This is a genomic window from Streptomyces sp. NRRL S-87, assembly GCF_000719335.1.
Classification (GTDB): Bacteria; Actinomycetota; Actinomycetes; order Streptomycetales; family Streptomycetaceae; genus Streptomyces.
Genome location: NZ_JOGB01000019.1, coordinates 78,615 through 94,561 on the forward strand (window position 1 = coordinate 78,615; position 15,947 = coordinate 94,561).

A 15,947-nucleotide genomic window follows, 5' to 3' on the forward strand; every position below is an offset into this window, starting at 1 on the left:
GACGTGCGCAGCGGAAGGCCCTCCCCGCTGCAGGGTGCGGGGAGGGCCATACGGTCTCACGTACGACGGGGTGCTCCGGTTCAGGCGGTGGCCTGTTCAAGTGCCGAGTCCCGCTCGATCGGCCGGATCGCCTCGGTCCGGCCCGCGCCGGTGCTGGCCGCCGCCAGGGCGCCGGAAGGGGCCCCTTCCGGGTTCCCGGGCAGGTCGGAGGCGGTGTCGTGCGGGTCCACGCTGGTGAACACATGCGGCTCGAAAAAGCCGTCGGCCTCCGCCAGCAGGTACGCCTGGGCCTCGCCCACGTGGAAGTACATCCCGTGCAGTTCGAGGGTGCCGTCGGCGAGCCGGCGGCGGACCGACTCGTGTGCACGCAGGTGCTCCAGCTGCTGCACGACGTTGGTCAGGCACAGCTGCTCGACCGCGTCCGCCGGCAGCCGGCCGGAGATCCGGGCCCAGCGGTGGTGGCGGCTCGACATCCGCTCCAGGCTGGGGGCGCCGTGCCGCAGCCAGCGGCGCAGCGGGGTCGGGGGGAGGTCCGGCGGCGTGGTGAGCAGGGCCTGCATCGCCCCGCAGCCGGAGTGGCCGCAGACCGTGATGCTCTCCACCTGGAGCACGTCCACCGCGTACTCGATGGCCGCGGCCACGGAGTCGTCCCCGGACTCGGACCCCGGGAGCGGCACCAGGTTCCCCACGTTGCGCACGGTGAACAGGTCGCCGGGGCCACTGGCGGTGATCATGCTGGTGACCAGGCGGGAGTCGGCGCAGGTCAGGAAGAGCTGGGAGGGTTGCTGGCCCTCGCGCGCCAGCCGTTCCAGCTCGCCGCGCACCAGGGGGGCGGTGTCGCGCTGGAACGCGCTGATGCCGGTGGCCAGTCGGCCCGCGCGGTGCCGCGGCGCCGCGGCGGGGGCCCTGCGGTGTTCGCAGTGGTTCTGCACCGCGTGCCACGGCGTCCACGGACGGCAGCAGTGGTGCGGGCCCTTGGCTCCGTGCGCGCTCCTGCCGGCGGGGGCCCCGCCGCCGGCCGCCGCCTCGGCCGACCCGGCGGCGGGGCGGGGGGTGCGGCCGGTGACCGTGACCCGGCCCCCGTGGGCGAGCTGTGCGTCCTCCCAGTCCTGGAGGGTCTCGTACGCCGCGTGGTCCATGAAGGATCCGTCCAGTTCGAGTACGACGACGGCGTCCTGCGGGATCTGGCTCAGCACCCGGCTCAGCCGGGGCACCGCCAGGAAGGTCAACTGGCCGCGGGCGCACACCCGGTGCACCCCCTCGTGGGCCTCCAGGGTGATGCGGGTCCGGGCGAGCCGGTTCAGGGCCACCGCGATCGCCACGCCGATGCCGACGGCGACGCCGGTGAGCACGCCGGCGAGGACCACGGCCACCGTCGTCACGGCGTACACCAGGGCCTCGCGGTGGCGCGTGACGTTGCGGATGTGGGTGATGCTGACCATCTGCACGCCCACCGCCAGGACCAGCGCGGCGAGGGCGGCCAACGGGATCAGGTCCAGTACGGGTACCAGCACGGCTGCGGCCAGCAGCACCCACACGCCGTGCCATATGGTCGAACGCCGGCTCGTGGCGCCCGCTTTGACGTTGGTGATGCTCCGGACGGCGCCACCCGACACCGGCAGCCCGCCCAGTGCGCCGGAGGCCATGTTGGCCAGGCCCTGGCCGCGCAGCTCCCGGTCGAGCGAGGCGCGCCGCGGCCGGTCGGTCGTGGCGCGCTGGGCGGCGATGAGCTTGTCGGTGGCCACGGCGGAGAGCAGGGACTCGACGCTGCCCACCAGGGTCACGGCGACCACGGCGGCGAGGATGCCCAGCACGGGGCCGTCGGGGAGTTCCGGCAGGGCGTGGCTGCGCCAGGACGGCAGGTCGACGCGCGGCAGGCCGGGCCCGGCCGCGGTGGCCGCCGCCGTGGCCAGGGCTACGGCGGCCAGGGCGGCGGGCGCCTTGCGCAGCAGCCGCCCGGCGCGCCCGGGCAGCCGGGGCCAGACCAGCAGCACGGTGATCGTCAGCGTGCTGACGGCGAGCGCTCCCGGGTGGAGGTCGGCCAGCTGTGCCGGCAGCTCCCGCACGTTGGCGATCGCGGAGCTCTGGGGCGTTCCCCCCAGCACGATGTGGAGCTGCGCCACCACGATCGTGACGCCGATGCCGGCGAGCATGCCGTGCACGATGGCGGGGCTGACCACCAGCGCGGAGCGGGCGGTGCGCAGCAGGGCCAGGCCCAGCTGCGCCGCGCCGGCCAGCACGGTGATCGCGCAGGTGGTGCGCCAGCCGTAGCGGTGGATCAGCTCGGCGGTGACCACGGTGAGGCCGGCCGAGGCGCCGCTGACCTGCAGCGGTGCGCCACCGAACCGGCCGGCCACGATGCCGCCCGCCGCTGCGGCGACCAGCCCGGCCTGGAGCGGGGCTCCGGTGGCCAGGGCGATGCCCAGCGAGAGCGGCAGGGCGATCAGGAAGACCGCGATCGACGCGGAGAGATCAGACGAGCGATCAGACACGGGTACACGGCTCCTCCCAAGCAAAGCTCAACAGTCGGTAAACGAACCGTAATGGAGAGTAAAGAACCCGGTGGGATATAAGCCGCAAACGGATGAAGAGTTCCCACTCTCGGGTGATTAAGCATTTTGTCCGGCTTGTCATATCTTCGTTTGGCTTCCTTGCGTGGGACGTTGCGGACGCGCGCCGAGACGGCGGCACCCCAACGCGGAACACGGCAAGGAAGAGGGTGGGCGGATGATGGCCGCCTCGAAGAAGATCGCCGGGGGCCTGGTGGCCACGGCGCTGGCGCTGGGCGTCGCGGGTTGCAGCAGTTCGGAACCCGCCAGGCGCCCGGCCGCCGGGCATCCGGGCGCGGGCGCCGGGGGCAGACCCGGCGCTCCCGCCGCGCCCGCACCGGGCAGCGTCCTCAGGCTGATCGGCGACGGCTCGACCTCGTACACCGGCGGGCAGCCCAACGTGGCGCTGCCGGAGAAGCTGAAGCCCGGTGAGAAGCCGCCGCAGTTCGTGGTCTTCTCGTGGGACGGCGCAGGCGAGGACAGCCAGAAGCTCTTCTCGCACTTCCGCGAGGTCGGGAAGAAGTACCACGCCCGCATGACGTACTTCCTCAGCGGCGTCTACATGCTCCCCGAGGAGAAGCGGGACCTGTACACCGCGCCGCAGCACGACCCGGGCCGCTCCGACATCGGCTTCGGCGACCTCCAGGGCATCAAGGACACCGCGGAGCAGCTACGCGGCGCCTGGCTGGAGGGCAACGAGATCGGCACCCACTTCAACGGGCACTTCTGCGGCCCGGACGGCGGCGTGGGCACGTGGTCGGTCGAGGAGTGGAAGAGCGAGATCAACCAGGCCAAGTCCTTCGTCAAGAGCTGGAAGACCAACTCGGGCCTGAAGGAGGAGAAGGCCCTCCCCTTCGACTACGACAAGGAACTGATCGGCGCCCGCACCCCCTGCCTCGAGGGCCAGAAGAACTTCATGCGGGCCGCCAAGACGATGGGCTTCCGCTACGACTCCAGCGGCATCAGCAAGCAGGTCTGGCCCAAGAGGACCGAGGGCCTGTGGGACGTGCCGCTCCAACTGGTCCCCATGCCCGGCCGGGCCTTCGAGACCCTCTCGATGGACTACAACTACCTGGTCAACCAGTCCGGCACGACCACCCAGGGCGACCCCTCGCAGCACGAGTACTGGGGCGACCAGATGCGTGACGGCCTGCTGAAGGCCTTCGACCGGACCTACCGGGGCAACCGGGCGCCGCTGATCATCGGCAACCACTTCGAGTCGTGGAACGGCGGCACGTACATGCGTGCCGTCGAGGAGACCATCAAGAGCGTCTGCACCCAGCCCGAGGTGCGCTGCGTGCCCTTCAAGGAGCTCGTCGACTGGCTCGACGTGCAGGACCCGAGGACCCTGGAGCGGCTGCGCACCCTGGACGTGGGCGAGGCGCCGAAGGACGGCTGGCCGACGTTCATGACCAAGGGTCCGGCCGCTCCGAAGCCGGCCGCGCCCGGAGCCCCCGCCGTCAGCCGGCAGGAACAGGAAGAGGGCTGACCGCCGCGCCGGCGAGGCCGTCGGCGCCCTCCTCCGCGAGCCGCTCGTGAAGGACGAAGCCGGGGTCGACCTGCGCCGCCAGGTCGACCCCGGTCTTCGCGTTGCCCCAGCTCTCGGCGTTGCGCAGGTGGAAATGGACCATCTGCTCGGTGTACCGCGCCCAGTCCCGCCGCTCGTACGAGCCGTCCGCCGCCTCCCGCAGGGCGGCCAGCGCGTCCCGGTTGGCGGCCTCCAGCAGCTCGAACCGCGGCGGGCGCCCCTTCTCCATGGCGCGCACCCAGTCCGAGTGCCCGACCGTCACCAGCAGGTCGTCCCCCACCTCGGCGCGCAGGAAGTCCACGTCGTCCGGGCCCTGCACCTTGTTGCCGACGACCTTCAGCGCCACGCCGAAGTCCCGTGCGTACTCCTTGTACTGGCGGTAGACCGACACGCCCTTGCGGGTGGGCTCGGCGACCAGGAAGGTCATGTCGAACCGGGTGAACATCCCCGACGCGAAGGAGTCGGAGCCCGCCGTCATGTCGACGACCAGGTACTCGCCGCGGCCGTCCACCAGGTGGTTCAGGCACAGCTCCACCGCCCCGACCTTCGAGTGGTAGCAGGCCACACCCAGGTCGGCCTCGGTGAAGGGGCCGGTGGCCATCAGCCGGACCGGGCCGCCCTCGAGGTGCAGGGTGCGGGCGCAGGCCTCGTACACCGGGTTGTCCTCGCGGATCCGCAGCAGGCGCGAGCCGGCTCCGGGTGGGGTCGTCTTGATCATCGAGTCGGCGGCGGCGATCCGCGGGTTCGCGCCCCGCAGGTACTCCTTGATCAGCGGCAGTCGCGCGCCCATGGCCGGCAGCGCGGCGGCCTCCTCGTCCGAGAGGCCGAGGGCGGCGCCCAGGTGCTGGTTGATGTCGGCGTCCACCGCCACGACGGGGGCGCCCGCCGCCGCGAGGTGGCGGACGAAGAGGGAGGACAGGGTGGTCTTGCCGCTGCCGCCCTTTCCTACGAAAGCGATCTTCATGTTCACCAAGGGTAGCGACTCGATCGCTCGCAGTGGTCGAACCGAGTGAAGAAGGCCACTCGGGGCGGGGTGCGGTGCTATGGGTGCGTAGGCTCCCTACTTATGAGTACGTCAGCCGATCCGCTCGCCGCCCTGGCCCAGCTGCCCGGCGTCGCCGAGTCCGTGGAATCCATGCGCAAGGCCGTCGACCGGGTCTACGGGCACCGCGTGATGCGGCGGCGCAGCGCGGAGATCACCGCCGAGGCCGCGCTGCGCGGCGCGCGGGGCAACGCAGCGCTCTCCGGGGCGGACTGGGCGCTGGAAGAGGTGCGGAGGCGCACCGACTTCGGCGGCGACGACGAGGCGCGCACCGTGGGCGCCGCGCTGCGGCTGACGGCCGAGGCGGGCCAACTGCTCACCATCTGGCGGCAGTCCCCGCTGCGCGTGCTGGCGCGGCTGCACCTGGTGGCGGCCGGCGGCGCGGGCACCGGGGCGGACGACGGCGTCATCGGCCGGCCGCGACTGGCGGGCGAGCCCGTTGTCGAGCCGCTGGTGGACCTGCCACTGCCGGCGGCCGACGAGGTGGCGGGGCGGCTGGACGGGCTCTCGGGCCTGGTCATGGCGGGGAGTTCGGCACCGGCGCTCGTGACCGCCGCCGTGGTGCACGGCGAGCTGCTCGCGCTGCGGCCGTTCGGTTCGTACAACGGGCTGGTGGCGCGGACCGCCGAGCGCATCGTGCTGATCAACAGCGGTCTGGACCCCAAGGCCGTCTGCCCGGCCGAGGTCGGGCACGCGGAGCTGGGCGCGGCCGCCTACCGTGCGGCGCTGGACGGGTACGTCTCCGGGACCCCGGACGGCATGGCCGCCTGGATCGCGCACTGCGGGCGGGCGGTCGAGCTCGGGATGCGGGAGTCGACGGCGGTCTGCGAGGCGCTGCAGCGCGGCGCGGCGTAACGGGGCCCGCACAGGGTTGCGGCGACACCCGTACTGCTCTGGTGTCGCCGCTGGCATTCACGCCCAGTTACCAAGCGTCCTCGATACGTGCCCATCAGGCCGGGATACTTTGCCCTTGCCTGGTGCGGGCGGCCCTTAATCGAAGGGTCGACGTCGCGTGGGTGCTCGGCGTTCATGCAATCGGTCCGTGGGGCCTTCCTGCGTTCTAAAGATGATCCTCTCGGATGTTCTTCGGTCTCGCGGGCCGTGAATCCTTTGTACCTCTGCGGGGAGTGAAGCGGAACCCCTAACCCCGTTTTCTTTACCTTTCCGGACGGTCGGCACGAATCGGACAGCCGGCGTCCGCGCAGGCCAGGCCCTCCGTCGAGGTGCTGCCCGCATGCAGGCGCACGTTGTCAGGAAGTCGCCGCGGCCAGCGCGCCGGCGCGGCGCCGGCTCGCGTACCAGACCAGGCCGGCCGTGGCAGCGGCCGCGCCGACGGCCGCCGCCGCGACCAGTGCGGGGCGGGCCGGCATCGACAGGCCGGGCAGCCGCTGCTTGAGGCGCACCGGCCGGTTGAACACCAGCACGGGCCAGTCGCGGGACAGGGCCTCGCGGCGCAGGGCCCGGTCGGGGTTGACCGCGTGCGGGTGGCCGACGGACTCCAGCATCGGGACGTCCGTGATCGAGTCGCTGTACGCGTAGCAGCGGGCCAGGTCGTAGCCCTCGGACTCGGCGAGCTGGCGCACCGCCTCGGCCTTGGTCGGCCCGTAGGCGTAGTACTCGATCTCGCCCGTGAAGCACCCGTCGTCGCCCACGACCATGCGGGTGGCGACCACGCGGTCGGCGCCGAGCATCTCGCCGATCGGCTCGACCACTTCGGCCCCGGACGTCGAGACGATCACGACGTCGCGGCCCGCGGTGTGGTGCTCCTCGATGAGGGAGGCGGCCTCGTCGTAGATGATCGGGTCGATGAGATCGTGCAGCGTCTCCGCGACGATCTCCTTGACCTGCTGGACGTTCCAGCCCTTGCAGAGGGCGGACAGGTACTCCCGCATCCGCTCCATCTGGTCGTGGTCGGCGCCGCCGGCCAGGAACACGAACTGCGAGTAGGCGGTCCGCAGCACGGCGCGGCGGTTGATGAGGCCGCCCTGGTAGAAGGACTTGCTGAAGGTCAGCGTGCTGGACTTCGCAATGACCGTCTTGTCCAGGTCGAAGAAGGCGGCCGTGCGGGGCAAGGAGTGGTTTTCCACGCCCCGAGCATATGCGCCCACCATTCGGCGTAAGGTGGGGCGCGTGGGTTTGCTTGAGAAGGCTCTCGGGTACACCATGGAAGTCACGGATCGTTCGCGACCGTGCTAACCCGGTCCGACTCCTCCCCCCCCGAGTCGGCCGTGGGGACGACCCCCGCTCTCCCCCCCGGCGGGGGTCGTCGCATGTCCGGACGCATTTTCGTCCGTTCCCCCGATCCGGTGCGATCGATTTCAACTCCCCGCTGCCGCTCGGGCTTCCTCGCGTCCCCCTCTTCACCCTTCTGGACTCGTGACGGTCCGTAGTGGTTCCACCGCGCAGTGGAACACGCCGGAATGGGTGAACGAGTTATTCACAGGTGGGGGGTTGTCCACAGTTTTCGAGCAAGATCCACATCTTTTTCCCGATCGCTGCACGGTGATTCCGACCGCGAAGTCCGCGGTGGTGGGATTTGCTGCGAGAAGGGGGCGGAGATCGTGGCCGGAACGAAGTCGCGCGAGGCGCGGGAACGACGTGAGGTGCGGTCGGCGGGCGGGGTCCGTACGGAGGTGTCGACCAGGACGGGGGTCCGGGGCGGCGTCGGGCCGGTGCAGAACCGGGCAGAGGGCGGGTTCCGGGCGTACGACCCCGACCGCGGGGGCGCGCCCCTGATCATCACCGAGGACCCGGAGCTGCTCGACGACCTGCTGCGGCTGTGCGCGGCCGCAGGGGCCGAGCCCCGGGTGCACCACTCGGTGCCGGAGCAAAGCGGAGGGCCGCCGGGCCCCTCGGCGGCGGACCGGACGGCCTGGGAGACGGCCCCGCTGGTTCTGGTCGGGGACGACGCGGCCGGGCGGGTACGGGGCGCTCCCCGCCGTCCCGGGGTCTTCCTGGTCGGCCGGGAGCAGGACGACCCGTGGGTGTGGCAGGCCGGGGTGGAGATCGGTGCCGAGCAGGTACTGCGCCTGCCCGACACCGAGTCCTGGCTCGTCGACCGGATCGCGGACGTGGCGGAGGGCGTCGGCCGGCAGGCCCTGGCCGTCGGCGTCATCGGCGGCCGCGGCGGGGCCGGGGCGTCCACGCTGGCCTGCGCGCTGGCGGTGGGAGCCGCCCGGGCGGGCGAGCGGACGATGCTGATCGACGGGGACCCGATGGGCGGCGGCCTCGACGTCCTGCTCGGCGGCGAGCACGCCGAGGGCCTGCGCTGGCCGGACCTCGCGGGCTCGCGGGGCCGGGTCGCCGCCGGGGCCCTGGAGGAGTCCCTTCCGGAGCTGCACGCCCTGAGGGTGCTCAGCTGGGACCGCGGGGACCGGGTGGTGGTGCCGCCCACGGCCATGCGCTCGGTGCTGGCCGCTGCGCGTCGGCGGGGCGGGGTCGTGGTGGTGGACCTGCCGCGCCGGGTCGACGAGGGGGTGGCGGAGGCGCTGGCCCAGCTCGACCTCGTGCTGCTGGTGGTGCCGGCCGAGCTGCGGGCGGTGGCCGCGGCGAGCCGGGTCGCCGGGGCCGCCGGGACGGTGGCGCGCGACCTGCGGGTGGTGGTCCGGGGGCCCTGCCCGCCGGGGCTCGACCCGCCGGCCGTCGCCGGCCTGCTGGAGCTGCCGCTGGCGGGGGAGGTCCCGGCCGAGGCCGGTCTGGAGCAGGAGCCGGGCGAGCCGCCCGGTGCGCGGGCGCGGGGGCCGCTGGCCCGGTTCAGTGCCGGGTTCTGGGAGCGGGCCCTGGTCGGCGGAGGTGCGGGATGAGCACCGGACTGCTGGACGCCGTGCGCCAACGGCTCGCGGAGAGCGGCGCGGATCCCACACCGGCCCGGGTGGCGGCCGCCCTGCGGGCCCAGGGGCGGCTGCTGGGGGACGCGGAGGTGCTGGGGGCCGCCCGTGAGCTGCGCTCCGAGCTGGTGGGCGCCGGCCCCCTGGAGCCGCTGCTGGCGGACCCGGACGTGACGGACGTCCTGGTGGCCGGCCCGGACCGGGTCTGGGTGGACCGCGGCGGCGGGCTGGAGCTGACGCGGGTGGCGTTCCCCGACGCGGACGCGGTGCGGCGGCTCGCCCAGCGGCTGGCCGCGGTCGCCGGCCGACGGCTCGACGACGCCCGGCCGTGGGTGGACGCCCGGCTGCCGGACGGTACGCGGGTGCACGCGGTGCTGCCCCCGGTCGCGGTGGGCTCGGCCTGCCTGTCGCTGCGGGTGGTGCGCCACCGGGCGTTCACCTTGGAGGAGTTGGCGGAGGCGGGGACGCTGCCGCCGGGCGGGGCGCGGATCCTGCGGGCCCTCGTGGAGGCCCGGGTGTCCTTCCTCGTGTCCGGCGGGACCGGTTCCGGCAAGACCACCCTGCTGAGCTCGCTGCTGGGACTGGTGGGGCCGGGCGAGCGGATCGTGCTCGCCGAGGACTCCGCCGAGCTGCGGCCGGACCACCCGCACGTGGTCCGCCTGGAGACCCGGCCGGCCAACCAGGAGGGGGCGGGCCTGGTGACCCTGGCCGACCTGGTCCGGCAGGCGCTGCGGATGCGGCCGGACCGGCTGGTGGTGGGCGAGGTGCGCGGGGCCGAGGCCGCCGACCTCCTCGCCGCCCTCAACACCGGCCATGCCGGCTGCGGGACCGTGCACGCGAACGCCGCGGCGCACGTCCCCGCCCGGTTGGAGGCCCTCGGTACGGCTGCGGGGCTCGACCGGGCCGCCCTGCACAGCCAGTTGGCGGCCGCCCTGTCGGTGGTCGTGCACCTGGTGCGGGACCGGGAGGGGCGCCGGCGGGTGGCGGAGGTGCACGTCCTCGAGCGGGACCCGGCAGGTCTGGTCGTCACGCTGCCCGCACTGCGCTGGGCGGCCCGGGGGTTCGTCCGCGAGCCGGGCTGGGAGCGGCTGCGGCCGATGCTGGGAGGTCTGCGATGACCGGGTGGGCGGCCGCCCTGGTGTGCGCGGGCCTGGCCGTCTGGCTGCCGGCGGCGCGCCGGCCGCTGCCCGAGCGCGCGCGGTGGCTCTTCGGGGGCGGCCCGCCGGAGCGGGCCTCGTGGCACCGGTGGCCGGCCGTGGCAGGGAGCTGGTTGAGGGGGCGGCGCGAGTGGGCCTGTCTGGGTGCGGGCCTGCTGGTCGGCGGGGCCGGGCGGTCTCCGCTGCCGGTGTGCGCGGGGGTGCTGGCGGTGCCGCTGGCGCGCCGCTGGCTGCGGACCCGGGAGGCGGAGCGCGAGCGCGCCGCACGCGGGGCCCGCGTCATCGCCCTCTGCGCGGCCGCGGCCGCCGAACTGCGGTCCGGTGCACACCCGGGCCAGGCCCTCACGGCCGCCTTCCGTTCCTGTGCGGCGCCGGTCGGTACTGACCGGTCTCGGGATCCCGGCACGCCGGACGACCCGGGGCCGGGGTCCGGGTTCGGGTCGGGCGGGGCGCTGCGGGGTGGTGCCGGTGCCGGGGCCCGTGCGGGTGCGGGCGGGGGGTCTCGGGGTGTCGGTCGTACCGGCTCGGTCGGTGACCCCGTCCAGGGGGTGGGCGGATTCGCGCGGCCCGTGGGTGTCGGTGGCGGTTCCGGGGGTGGCGCTGCTCGCGGCGCGGGTGGGGTCCCCGGTCGCTCCGAGGAGGTCTCGGCGGTGGTCAGGGGCTCGGTGCCCGGCTCCGGGGGCGGAGGTGGACCCGCCCGTGGCGTCGTGACCGGCTGGGGCGATCGGTTTCGGCCAAATTCGGGTCGGTGGGCGGTGGCCCTGTGGCCTCGGCGGGCGCTCTCGGGCGCGGGCCGGCCGGTCGTAGCGGGCCGGTCGGGGCCGGCGGGGCCGGCGGGCGGTCCGGCCGTCGCGCACCTGGTCGGGCGGCGCCCCCGGGGGCCCGCGGCCGTCCGGCACCGTCGGGGAGCGGACCCGGACGACGGCGCCGAGTTGGCCGTCCTGGCGGCGGCCGCATTCGGCGGGGACGTGCCGGGTGCGCTGCGGGCGGCCGCCGGGGCGCCCGGAGCGGAGGGGCTGGCCGGGATGGCCGCCTGCTGGCGGGTCGCGGTGGACGGCGGTGCCGGTCTCGCGGCCGGACTCGACCGCCTGGAAAGGGGGTTGCGGGCCGAGCGGGACCAGCGGGCCGCCCTGCACGCCCAGTTGGCGGGGGCGCGTGCGACGGCGGTCGTGCTGGCGGTCCTTCCGGTGGCGGGTGTGCTGATGGGGAGCGCGCTCGGGGCCGATCCGCTGCGCGTGCTGCTGCACTCGCCCGCGGGGCTGGGCTGCCTGCTGACGGGCCTGCTGCTGGAGGGGCTCGGCCTGTGCTGGGTCCGACGGATCGTACGGACGGGGGAACGACCATGACGGCGGAGTTCGTCAACAGCCTGGGGACGCTCGGCGAGTACGCGGCCTTCGCGGCGGGTGGCACGGCCCTGACCGGCCTGCTCACGGCGCGGATCCGCGAGCGCGGCACGCGCCGCCGGCTCGAGCGGCTGCTGGCGCGCGGGGGCGGGGGAGGCCCGTCGGGGGAGCCGGCCCCGGTGGAGTCGGGTCCGGGGGCTCCCGGCGCGGGCAGGCCGGTGGCGTTCGCGGCCAGGAGGCCCCGGGGACCGTGGCGGGCGGGTCGCGGGCGGCGCCTGGGGGGACGGTGGCCGCCGGTCGGCTCCGCGCGGCCGGGCGGGGGGTGGTGGCCGGGGCGCGGGAGCGGTCGGAGGGGCGGCCGTTCCCTTGCACAGGAGGCGGAGGCCCAACTGCCGCTCGCCGCCGATCTGCTGGCCGCCTGCCTGACCGCCGGAGCGGGACCGCGCGAGGCGGCGGAGGTGGTCGGCGAGTCGTTGGGCGGCCCCGTGGGGGAGTGCCTCGCCCGAGCCGGGGCCGAGGTGCGGCTGGGCGGCGACCCGCGCGAGGCGTGGGGGAGGCTCGCGCTGATACCGGGGGCCCGGCCGCTGGCCGCCTGCCTGGAGCGCGCGGCCAGGACGGGGGCGCCCGCCGCCGAGCTGGTGTCCCGGCTGGCCGCGGGGCTCCGGGAGGAGCGTTCCCGGGCCGCCGTCGCCCGGGCCCAGCGTGCCGCGGTGGTGATCACGGCCCCGGTGGGCCTGTGCTTCCTGCCGGCCTTCCTCGCGGTCGGCGTGGCTCCGGTGGTGATCGGCCTCGCGTCGGGCCTGCTCGCCTCCCGCTGACCGCGCGACCGGCCCCCGCCGGAGCCGGCCCGGCCTCTCCCGGGCTCCGCGGGCGCGGGCCGCCGCCGACGGCGTACCGGAAGACCACCGGTACTTCCGAACAACCCATCTCGAACGAAAGGGAGTTACGACATGAAGATCTGGCAGCGGACGTGGATCGGGCGGCGCGTGCGGGCGGCGCTGCGGCGAGGGCGACGGGAAGCGGGCATGACCACCGCCGAGTACGCCATGGGCACGATCGCGGCGGCCGCGTTCGCGGTGGTGCTCTACAAGGTGGTCACCAGCGACACGGTGTCGTCCGCGATCGCCGCGACGATCGGGAAGGCCCTCGATGCGCCGTTCTGAGGGAGCGGTCGGCGCGCGGGCCGACCGCGGGTACGTCACGGCCGAGGCGGCCCTCGTCCTGCCCGCGCTGGTGCTCTTCGCGGCGCTGCTCGTCTGGGCCCTCATGGCCGCGGGCGCGCAGATCCGCTGTGTGGACGCGGCCAGGGCGGGGGCCCGGGCAGCCGCCCGGTCGGAGCCGCCCGGGGCGGCCGTGGCCGCCGCCCGGGCAGCGGCTCCCGACGGGGCGCGGGTCGAGCTCGTGCGGGACGGGGACCTCTGGCGGGTGCGGGTGGAGGCGCCCGCACCCGGGCCGGGGATCCTGCCGGTGCGGGTCGGCGCCGGGGCCGTGGCCCTGGCGGAGGACGCGGTCGGCGGCCCCGGTACGGAGGAGGCGCCGTGAACCGGGACCGGGGGTCGGCGACCGTGTGGGCGGTCGTGGCGGCCGGGGTGCTGTGCGCCGTGTTCGGGGGCGTGCTCGCCCTCGGCCAGGCCGTGGTGGCCCGGCACCGGGCGGGCGCCGCGGCGGACCTGGCGGCCCTCGCGGCCGCCGCCACCTGGAAGGGCGGCGAGCCGGGCGCCTGCGCGGCGGCCCGGCGGGTGGCCCGTGCCCAGGGCGCCGAGCTCACCGCCTGCTCCGCCCCGGGCGAGGTGGTCGAGGTGACGGCCGGCGTCGCCCTGGGGCCGTACGCACCCGTCGTCCGGGCCCGTGCGGGCCCCCCGGAGGCCCTTCCGGAGGCGGGCCGGTCACCCGTTCGGCCCTACGTCGGCGAACGGGACCGGTACGGGCCGAAGAGGAGGGTCCTGCCACCCCCTGGACGCCCGGGGGCCGGGCCGCCCGTCAGGGGGGCGGCGCCGCGGAGAGGAGTTCCGTGAGGAGGCGGACGGCGCCCCGCTTGTGGAGGGGGTCGTTGCCGTTGCCGCACTTGGGGGACTGGATGCAGGAGGGGCAGCCCGCCTCGCACTCGCAGGCGGCGATGGCCTCGCGGGTGGCGGTGAGCCAGGCGTGGGCGGTGCGGAAGGCGCGCTCGGCGAACCCGGCGCCGCCCGGGTGGCCGTCGTACACGAAGACCGTCGGAAGGAGGGTGTCGGGATGCAGCGGCACGGAGACGCCGCCGATGTCCCAGCGGTCGCAGGTGGCGAACAGCGGGAGGAGGCCGATGGAGGCGTGCTCGGCGGCGTGCAGGGCGCCGCCGAGGATCTCCGGGTTGATCCGGGCGGCGTCGAGCTGGTCCTCGGTGACCGTCCACCACACGGCCCGCGTGCGCAGGGTGCGGGGCGGCAGGTCCAGCTTGGCCTCGCCCAGGACCTCACCGGTGATCAGCTTGCGGCGCAGGTACGAGACCACCTGGTTGGTGACCTCGACCGACCCGTAGCAGAGCCGGGCGTCCCCCCAGGGGATCTCGGTCTCGGTCTCCAGCACGGAGATGGACGTGGTGTCCCGCGCGGTGGTCGAGAACGGCGGGCTCGCCTCCTCGACCAGGGCGACGGAGTCATCCAGGTCCAGGTGCTTCACCAGGTAGGTGCGGCCCTGGTGCAGGTGGACCGCACCGTCGTGGACGGCGGAGTGGGCGGCGGACTCGTCGACCGTGCCCAGCAGGCGCCCGGTCGCGGCCTCCACGATCTGCACGGGGCGACCGCCCCCGCCGCGGATGTCGGTGAGGTCCGAGGCCCGTTCGCGACGCGTCCAGTGCCAGGCCGTGGACCGCCGCCGCAGCAGCCGCGCGGCCTCCAGCTGCGGCATCAGGTCCCTGGTGGCGGGGCCGAACAGGGCCAGGTCCGCCTCGGTCAGCGGCAGCTCGGCGGCCGCCGCGCACAGGTGGGGCGCCAGCACGTACGGGTTGTCGGGGTCCAGCACGGTGGCCTCGACGGGCTGCCGGAACAGCGCCTCGGGGTGGTGGACGAGGTACGTGTCCAGCGGGTCGTCGCGCGCGACCAGCACGGCCAGGGCCCCCTGGCCGGACCGGCCGGCCCGCCCCGCCTGCTGCCACAGGGAGGCCCGGGTACCGGGGTACCCGGCGATCAGGACGGCGTCCAGGCCCGAGACGTCCACGCCCAGCTCCAGCGCGGTGGTGGCGGCCAGGCCCAGCAGCTCGCCGGAGTGCAGGGCGCGCTCCAGGGCCCGGCGCTCCTCCGGCAGGTAGCCGCCCCGGTACGCGGCCACCCGCCGGGCCAGCGAGCGGTCCACCTCCGCCAGCCGCTCCTGGGCGATCAGGGCGATGAGCTCGGCGCCGCGCCGGGACCGGATGAAGGCCACCGTGCGGACCCCCTGCACGGCCAGGTCGGTGAGGAGCTCGGCGGTCTCGGCGGTGGCGGTGCGGCGGACCGGCGCGCCCTTCTCGCCCACCATCTCGGTCAGCGGCGGCTCCCACAGGGCGAAGACCACCTCGCCCCGCGGGGAGGCGTCGTCGGTGACCTCGGTGACCGGGACGCCGGTCAGGCGACTCGCGGCCACCGCGGGCTCACTGGCGGTGGCCGAGGCGAGCAGGAACACCGGATCGGCGCCGTACCGGGCGCACAGGCGGCGCAGCCGGCGCAGGACCTGGGCGACGTGGGAGCCGAACACGCCCCGGTAGCTGTGGCACTCGTCGATGACCACGTAGCGCAACGCGCGCAGGAAGGAGGACCAGCGGGGATGGGCCGGCAGCAGGCCCCGGTGGAGCATGTCGGGGTTGGTCAGGACGTAGTTGGCGTACTGGCGCACCCATTCGCGTTCCTCGACGGGCGTGTCCCCGTCGTAGACGGCCGGCCGGACCGCGGTGCCCAGCGGGGCCGCCAGGGCGGCCACGGCGCGCCGCTGGTCGGCCGCCAGCGCCTTGGTGGGCGCCAGGTACAGGGCGGTGGCGCCGCGGCCGTTCGGCGCGCCGGCGCCGTCCGCCAGGGCCGACAGGACGGGTGCCAGGTAGGCCAGCGACTTGCCCGAGGCGGTACCGGTCGCCACGACCACGGACTCGCCGTCCAGGGCGTGCTCGGCGGCCTCCGCCTGGTGGGCCCAGGGGTGCTCGATCCCGCACGCCTGGATGGCCGCGACGACGTCTGTTCGAATGCGGTCCGGCCAGACGGCATGACGGCCCTCCCGAGGGGGCAGATGCTCCGTATGGGTGATGCGATCAGCGCGGCCCGGCCCCCTTGAGAGCCGGTCGAGAACCGTGCCGGGGGCGGGTCGTGTGGGCGCGGCTGCCGTGCGGCGACCGGGGCGGTGAGTACTGGCCATTGGAACTGAGTGTGTCACCGGCATGCGGGACAATGGGTCCGAAGGCGTCGTGCGCGCCTGCCGGTAAGTGATTGAATGCCATCGCGGCTGCCAATCCGTCCCCTACCTTCGGATGGGGAGGCCCCTGGGGGGCACCGCTCGATAGCAA

General features: G+C 75.0%; 11 protein-coding genes and 2 pseudogenes. 9 read left to right on the forward strand and 4 right to left on the reverse strand.

The window, feature by feature from the left end:
- Positions 1 to 80 precede the first annotated feature (80 nt).
- Positions 81 to 2,492, reverse strand: a complete 2,412-nt coding sequence (locus IF43_RS0114230) for a SulP family inorganic anion transporter (RefSeq protein ID WP_324605107.1) — start codon at positions 2,490 to 2,492, stop codon at positions 81 to 83.
- 235 nt (positions 2,493 to 2,727) lie between these two features.
- On the opposite strand from IF43_RS0114230, the gene IF43_RS0114235 reads away from it, so the two are divergent.
- Positions 2,728 to 4,038 (forward strand): hypothetical protein, encoded by a 1,311-nt coding sequence (locus tag IF43_RS0114235; RefSeq protein ID WP_030199571.1) that lies wholly within the window; start codon positions 2,728 to 2,730, stop codon positions 4,036 to 4,038.
- Here IF43_RS0114235 and IF43_RS0114240 read toward each other — a convergent pair.
- Entirely contained in the window at positions 4,010 to 5,041 is a 1,032-nt protein-coding gene (locus IF43_RS0114240) for an ATP-binding protein (protein WP_030199572.1), read from the reverse strand. The two genes, IF43_RS0114235 and IF43_RS0114240, sit on opposite strands and share 29 nt — an antisense overlap.
- A gap of 102 nt (positions 5,042 to 5,143) precedes the next feature.
- Here IF43_RS0114240 and IF43_RS0114245 point away from each other — a divergent pair, with 102 nt between their 5' ends.
- Positions 5,144 to 5,974, forward strand: a complete 831-nt coding sequence (locus IF43_RS0114245; RefSeq protein WP_030199574.1) for a hypothetical protein — start codon at positions 5,144 to 5,146, stop codon at positions 5,972 to 5,974.
- A 395-nt stretch (positions 5,975 to 6,369) separates the two neighbouring features.
- Here IF43_RS0114245 and IF43_RS0114250 read toward each other — a convergent pair whose 3' ends face one another.
- The gene (locus tag IF43_RS0114250; RefSeq protein WP_030199577.1) at positions 6,370 to 7,230 is read right to left on the reverse strand and encodes an HAD family phosphatase; all 861 of its coding nucleotides are present in this window, start codon (positions 7,228 to 7,230) and stop codon (positions 6,370 to 6,372) included.
- A gap of 561 nt (positions 7,231 to 7,791) precedes the next feature.
- Here IF43_RS0114250 and ssd point away from each other — a divergent pair.
- From ssd to IF43_RS0114285, 7 genes and pseudogenes are all read left to right on the forward strand, one after another.
- Positions 7,792 to 8,922 (forward strand): septum site-determining protein Ssd, encoded by a 1,131-nt coding sequence (gene ssd, locus IF43_RS0114255; protein ID WP_051795329.1) that lies wholly within the window; start codon positions 7,792 to 7,794, stop codon positions 8,920 to 8,922.
- On the forward strand, positions 8,919 to 10,064 hold the full coding sequence (locus IF43_RS0114260) for a TadA family conjugal transfer-associated ATPase (RefSeq protein ID WP_030199582.1): 1,146 nt from the start codon (positions 8,919 to 8,921) through the stop codon (positions 10,062 to 10,064). Before ssd ends, IF43_RS0114260 begins: the two co-directional genes overlap by 4 nt.
- A gap of 884 nt (positions 10,065 to 10,948) precedes the next feature.
- Positions 10,949 to 11,449, forward strand: a pseudogene (locus IF43_RS43700) (type II secretion system F family protein); the annotation flags it as partial.
- Complete coding sequence (locus IF43_RS39410) at positions 11,446 to 12,264, forward strand: type II secretion system F family protein (RefSeq protein WP_078910146.1); 819 nt, start codon at positions 11,446 to 11,448, stop codon at positions 12,262 to 12,264. The pseudogene IF43_RS43700 and the gene IF43_RS39410, both read left to right, overlap by 4 nt.
- Positions 12,265 to 12,396: 132 nt before the next feature.
- The gene (locus tag IF43_RS0114275) at positions 12,397 to 12,609 is read left to right on the forward strand and encodes a DUF4244 domain-containing protein (RefSeq protein WP_030199591.1); all 213 of its coding nucleotides are present in this window, start codon (positions 12,397 to 12,399) and stop codon (positions 12,607 to 12,609) included.
- A complete protein-coding gene (locus IF43_RS0114280) occupies positions 12,596 to 12,988 on the forward strand; it encodes a TadE family type IV pilus minor pilin (RefSeq protein WP_037888516.1) in 393 nt (130 codons plus the stop codon). Before IF43_RS0114275 ends, IF43_RS0114280 begins: the two co-directional genes overlap by 14 nt.
- Positions 12,985 to 13,461, forward strand: coding sequence for an Rv3654c family TadE-like protein (locus tag IF43_RS0114285; RefSeq protein WP_063753333.1), 477 nt, complete (start codon positions 12,985 to 12,987; stop codon positions 13,459 to 13,461). The genes IF43_RS0114280 and IF43_RS0114285 overlap by 4 nt, the downstream gene beginning before the upstream one ends.
- Here IF43_RS0114285 and IF43_RS0114290 read toward each other — a convergent pair.
- Positions 13,427 to 15,881, reverse strand: a pseudogene (locus IF43_RS0114290) (DEAD/DEAH box helicase). The gene IF43_RS0114285 and the pseudogene IF43_RS0114290 overlap by 35 nt on opposite strands.
- Between the last annotated feature and the right edge of the window lie 66 nt (positions 15,882 to 15,947).